Source organism: Pseudomonas sp. SDO5591_S426 (genome assembly GCF_054070755.1).
Window position 1 is genome coordinate 1 of the sequence record NZ_JBSVXD010000289.1, and the last position, 4,946, is coordinate 4,946.

Here is a 4,946-nt window from a genome sequence, read left to right on the forward strand (position 1 = left end):
CCACCAGATCGCCATCGCTGGCAAGCCAGCTCCCACAGGGATCGAGGTATACGCAGAGGTATACGCAGAGTTAATCGCCGTGACCCTCCGTCCATTTCCACCAAAGTCGCGTTGACAAGAACCGGATAGCCTAACGATACTTCGGCATAGTCGTACGACAACCTACAACGAACCAATAACAACAACCGCTTGTCCAGGGATTCCCATGACGACCACTGCAACCGCCCGCACTCCCTTCAATCGCCTGCTGCTGACCGGCGCCGCCGGTGGCCTGGGCAAAGTCTTGCGCGAAAGCCTGCGCCCGTATGCCAACGTCATTCGCCTGTCGGACATCGCCGATATCGCCCCGGCCATCGATGACCGCGAAGAAGTCGTGCCCTGCGACCTCGCCGACAAGCAAGCCGTGCATCAACTGGTCGAAGGCGTGGACGCGATCCTGCACTTCGGCGGCGTGTCGACCGAGCATTCGTTTGAACAGATCCTCGGCGCCAATATCTGCGGCGTGTTCCACATCTACGAAGCGGCGCGCCGACATGGCGTCAAGCGCGTTATCTTCGCCAGCTCCAACCACGTCATCGGCTTCTATAAGCAGGACGAAGTGATCGACGCCCACTCCCCTCACCGTCCTGACAGCTATTACGGTCTGTCCAAAGCCTACGGCGAAGACATGGCCACGTTCTACTTCGATCGCTACGGCATCGAGACCGTCAGCGTGCGCATCGGCTCGTCGTTCCCGGAACCTCAGAACCGCCGGATGATGAGCACCTGGCTGAGCTTCGGCGATTTGACCCAATTGCTCGAACGCGCGTTGTACACCCCGAACGTCGGCCACACCGTGGTCTACGGCATGTCCGACAACAAGGACATCTGGTGGGACAACCGCTACGCCACGAACCTGGGCTATGCACCAAACGACACTTCCGAAGTGTTCCGCGAAAAGGTTGAAGCACAGCCGATGCCGGCTGCCGATGACCCGGCGCGGATCTACCAGGGCGGCGGGTTCTGCGCGGCCGGCCCGTTCAGCGACTGAAACATCCAACGCTTCCCACTTGATCCCACAACAAAAACCCAAGGGAATGAGTTGCCATGCAAGCTGAATTGATTGTCGATGCCCGTAACGCCGTCGGTGAGAGCCCGGTCTGGGTCCCTGAGGAAAACGCCCTGTACTGGGTCGATATTCCCGCTGGCGGCCTGCAGCGCTGGAGCGCCGAAACCGGGCATGTCCACGCCTGGAAGACGCCGCAAATGCTCGCGTGCATCACCCGGCACCGTGACGGTGGCTGGGTCGCGGGAATGGAAAGCGGGTTCTTTCATCTGCACGCGCATAGCGATGGCAGCCTCGACAGCGACTTGCTCGCACACGTTGATCACGCCCGCACCGACATGCGCCTCAACGATGGTCGCTGCGACCGCCAAGGGCGTTTCTGGGCCGGCAGCATGGTGCTGAACATGGGCGCCAATGCTGCTGACGGTACGCTTTATCGCTACAGCGCCGGGCAACGCGGGCCGCTCGCTGCGCAACTGGGCGGCTTCATCGTGCCCAATGGCCTGGGTTTCAGCCCGGACGGCAAGACCATGTACCTGTCGGACTCGCACCCCAACGTGCAACTGATCTGGGCCTTCGACTACGACATCGACAGCGGCACCCCCTCCAATCGCCGCGTATTTGTCGACATGAATGACTACTGCGGTCGCCCCGACGGCGCGGCGGTGGATGCCGAAGGCTGCTACTGGATCTGCGCCAACGACGCCGGTTTGATTCACCGCTTTACCCCCGACGGCCGACTGGATCGCTCACTCGCCGTACCGGTGAAAAAACCAACCATGTGCGCCTTCGGCGGCAGTCGACTGGACACGCTGTTCGTGACCTCGATTCGTCCCGGTGACGACCACGACGAACAGTCGCTGGCCGGTGGTGTGTTCGCCCTCAACCCCGGCGTCAACGGCTTGCCGGAACCGCTGTTCAACGATTTGCCTTAACCCCCTCTGCTACACCGCTGTGCCTTGAACAAAAAAACAATAAAACCGGAGACACAAACATGGACTTCAAACGCACCTTGCTCGCCGCAGCACTCCCGCTCGCCTTCTCGCTCAGCAGCGCCGCCCATGCGCTGGAAATCAAATTCGCCGACATTCATCCCGCCGGTTATCCGACCGTGGTGGCTGAAGAGCAACTGGGTAAAACCCTGGTGGCCGACAGCGACGGCAAACTGACTTTCAAGATGTTCGCCGGCGGTGTGCTGGGTTCGGAAAAGGAAGTAGTCGAACAGGCTCAGGTCGGCGCCATTCAGATGGCCCGCGTCAGCCTCGGGATCGTCGGCCCGGTAGTGCCGGACGTGAACGTGTTCAACATGCCGTTCGTGTTCCGTGACCAGGCGCACATGCGCAAAGTCATTGACGGTGAAGTCGGCGACGAGATCCTCGACAAGATCACCAATTCCGAATTCAACCTGGTCGCCCTGGCCTGGATGGACGGCGGCACGCGCAACCTCTACACCAAGAAGCCAGTACGTACCCTCGAAGACCTCAAGGGCATGAAGATCCGCGTACAAGGCAACCCGATGTTCATCGAAACCATCAACGCCATGGGCGGTAACGGCATTGCGATGGACACCGGCGAAATCTTCAGTGCCTTGCAGACCGGCGTGATCGACGGCGCGGAAAACAATCCGCCGACCATGCTTGAACACAACCACTTCCAGAACGCCAAGTTCTACAGCCTGACCGGCCACCTGATCCTGCCTGAGCCGATCGTGATGTCGAAGATCACCTGGAACAAACTCACCCCTGAGCAGCAGGCGCTGGTGAAGAAAACCGCCAAAGCCGCACAGGCCCAGGAACGCACCTTGTGGGATGCGAAATCGGCCAGCAGCGAAGAGAAGCTCAAGGCTGCGGGCGTCGAGTTCATCACCGTCGACAAAAAACCTTTCTATGAAGCGACCGCCTCGATCCGCGAGAAATACGGCGCACCTTACGCCGACCTGATCAAGCGCATCGAAGCCGTTCAGTAACTCTCCCTGTATTCAAGAAAGGCCCGGCGCCACTGACGCAGCTGTACGTTCGTGCGCGCCCGGTTACGGTGGAACCCGATGAAGAATCTGCTGCTACGTTTCAATGACAAGCTCTACATGACCTGTATCTGGGTCGCCGGGCTCTCCGTATTGGCCATTGCGCTGATCATCCCTTGGGGCGTATTTGCCCGTTATGTACTCGGTACCGGCTCCAGCTGGCCCGAGCCCACTGCAATCCTGTTGATGATGGTGTTTACCTTCATCGGCGCCGCCGCCAGCTATCGCTCCGGCTCGCACATGGCGGTGGCAATGCTCACCGATCGCATGCAACCGAATCTGCGCAAAGCCATGAGTGTGTTCGCACAATTGCTGATGGCGACTATCAGCCTGTTCATGGCGATCTGGGGCACCAAGCTGTGCCTGTCGACGTGGAACCAGTTCATGAGCGCCCTGCCAACCCTGCGCGTGGGCATCACCTACATGCCGATTCCGGTGGGCGGCGTGCTGACACTGATTTTTGTTTTGGAAAAACTCTTGTTCGGTGACCAGAGCAACCGTCGGGTCGTGCGTTTCGACATCGTTGAAGAAAACGAAGGGGCTGCCTGAATGGACGCTTTTATTCTGTTGGGCAGTTTTATCGCTTTGATCCTGATCGGCATGCCTGTCGCTTACGCGCTGGGGCTTTCCGCGCTGATCGGTGCGTTCTGGATCGACATTCCGTTCCAGGCGCTGATGATTCAGGTCGCTGGCGGCGTGAACAAATTCTCCCTGCTGGCGATTCCGTTCTTCGTCCTGGCCGGCGCGATCATGGCCGAGGGCGGCATGTCCCGGCGCCTGGTGGCATTTGCCGGGGTGCTGGTGGGTTTCGTGCGCGGCGGCTTGTCGCTGGTCAACATCATGGCCTCGACCTTCTTCGGTGCGATCTCCGGTTCTTCGGTGGCGGATACCGCTTCGGTGGGTTCGGTACTGATTCCTGAGATGGAACGTCGCGGTTATCCGCGTGAATTCGCCACTGCGGTGACGGTCAGCGGTTCGGTTCAAGCCCTGCTGACCCCGCCAAGCCACAACTCGGTGCTGTACTCGCTGGCGGCGGGCGGCACGGTGTCGATTGCCTCGCTGTTCATGGCCGGCGTGGTGCCGGGCCTGATGATGAGCGCGTGCCTGATGGTGCTGTGCCTGATCTTCGCCAAGAAGCGTGACTACCCGAAAGGCGAAGTCATTCCGATGCGCGAAGCGCTGAAGATTTGCGGTGAAGCGTTGTGGGGCCTGATGGCAATGGTCATCATCCTCGGCGGTATTCTTTCGGGGATTTTCACTGCGACCGAATCGGCGGCCATTGCCGTGCTGTGGTCGTTCTTCGTGACCATGTTCATCTACCGCGACTACAAGTGGAGCGAACTGCCGAAACTGATGCACCGTACGGTGCGGACGATTTCGATTGTGATGATCCTGATCGGTTTCGCTGCCAGCTTCGGCTACATCATGACGCTGATGCAGATCCCGGCGAAGATCACCACGATGTTCCTGACGCTGTCGGACAACCGTTACGTGATCCTGATGTGCATCAACGTCATGCTGCTGTTGCTCGGCACGGTGATGGACATGGCGCCGCTGATTCTGATCCTGACGCCGATTCTGATGCCGGTGATTCTGGGCATTGGCGTGGACCCGGTGCAGTTCGGCATGATCATGCTGGTGAACCTGGGGATTGGTTTGATAACGCCGCCGGTGGGCGCGGTACTCTTTGTGGGGTCGGCCGTGGGTAAAGTCAGTATCGAAAAAACCGTGAAGGCCCTGCTGCCGTTCTATGCCGTGCTGTTCCTGGTGCTGATGGCCGTGACCTACATTCCGGCGATTTCGCTGTGGTTGCCGCATTTGGTGTTGTAAACCCTTAAAAAGATCGCAGCCTTCGGCAGCTCCTACAGGTGAGCGCGT

General features: G+C 59.5%; 5 protein-coding genes. All 5 read left to right on the forward strand.

Annotation, left to right across the window (positions count from 1 at the left end; translation table 11 throughout):
• Window positions 1–205 precede the first annotated feature (205 nt).
• The 5 genes from ACW9JC_RS28675 (at window position 206) to ACW9JC_RS28695 (ending at window position 4,898) form a co-directional block, all read left to right on the forward strand.
• Window positions 206–1,030 carry an NAD-dependent epimerase/dehydratase family protein gene (locus ACW9JC_RS28675; RefSeq protein WP_457459252.1) on the forward strand — a complete coding sequence of 275 codons (825 nt, stop codon included), beginning with the start codon at window positions 206–208 and terminating at the stop codon, window positions 1,028–1,030.
• A 56-nt stretch (window positions 1,031–1,086) separates the two neighbouring features.
• Window positions 1,087–1,980 (forward strand): SMP-30/gluconolactonase/LRE family protein, encoded by an 894-nt coding sequence (locus ACW9JC_RS28680; protein WP_457459254.1) that lies wholly within the window; start codon window positions 1,087–1,089, stop codon window positions 1,978–1,980.
• 59 nt (window positions 1,981–2,039) lie between these two features.
• Window positions 2,040–3,011 carry a TRAP transporter substrate-binding protein gene (locus ACW9JC_RS28685; RefSeq protein WP_416127294.1) on the forward strand — a complete coding sequence of 324 codons (972 nt, stop codon included), beginning with the start codon at window positions 2,040–2,042 and terminating at the stop codon, window positions 3,009–3,011.
• Between the two features lie 78 nt (window positions 3,012–3,089).
• A complete protein-coding gene (locus ACW9JC_RS28690) occupies window positions 3,090–3,617 on the forward strand; it encodes a TRAP transporter small permease (protein ID WP_457459256.1) in 528 nt (175 codons plus the stop codon).
• Entirely contained in the window at window positions 3,618–4,898 is a 1,281-nt protein-coding gene (locus ACW9JC_RS28695; protein WP_338586410.1) for a TRAP transporter large permease, read from the forward strand.
• The last annotated feature ends 48 nt before the right edge of the window (window positions 4,899–4,946 follow it).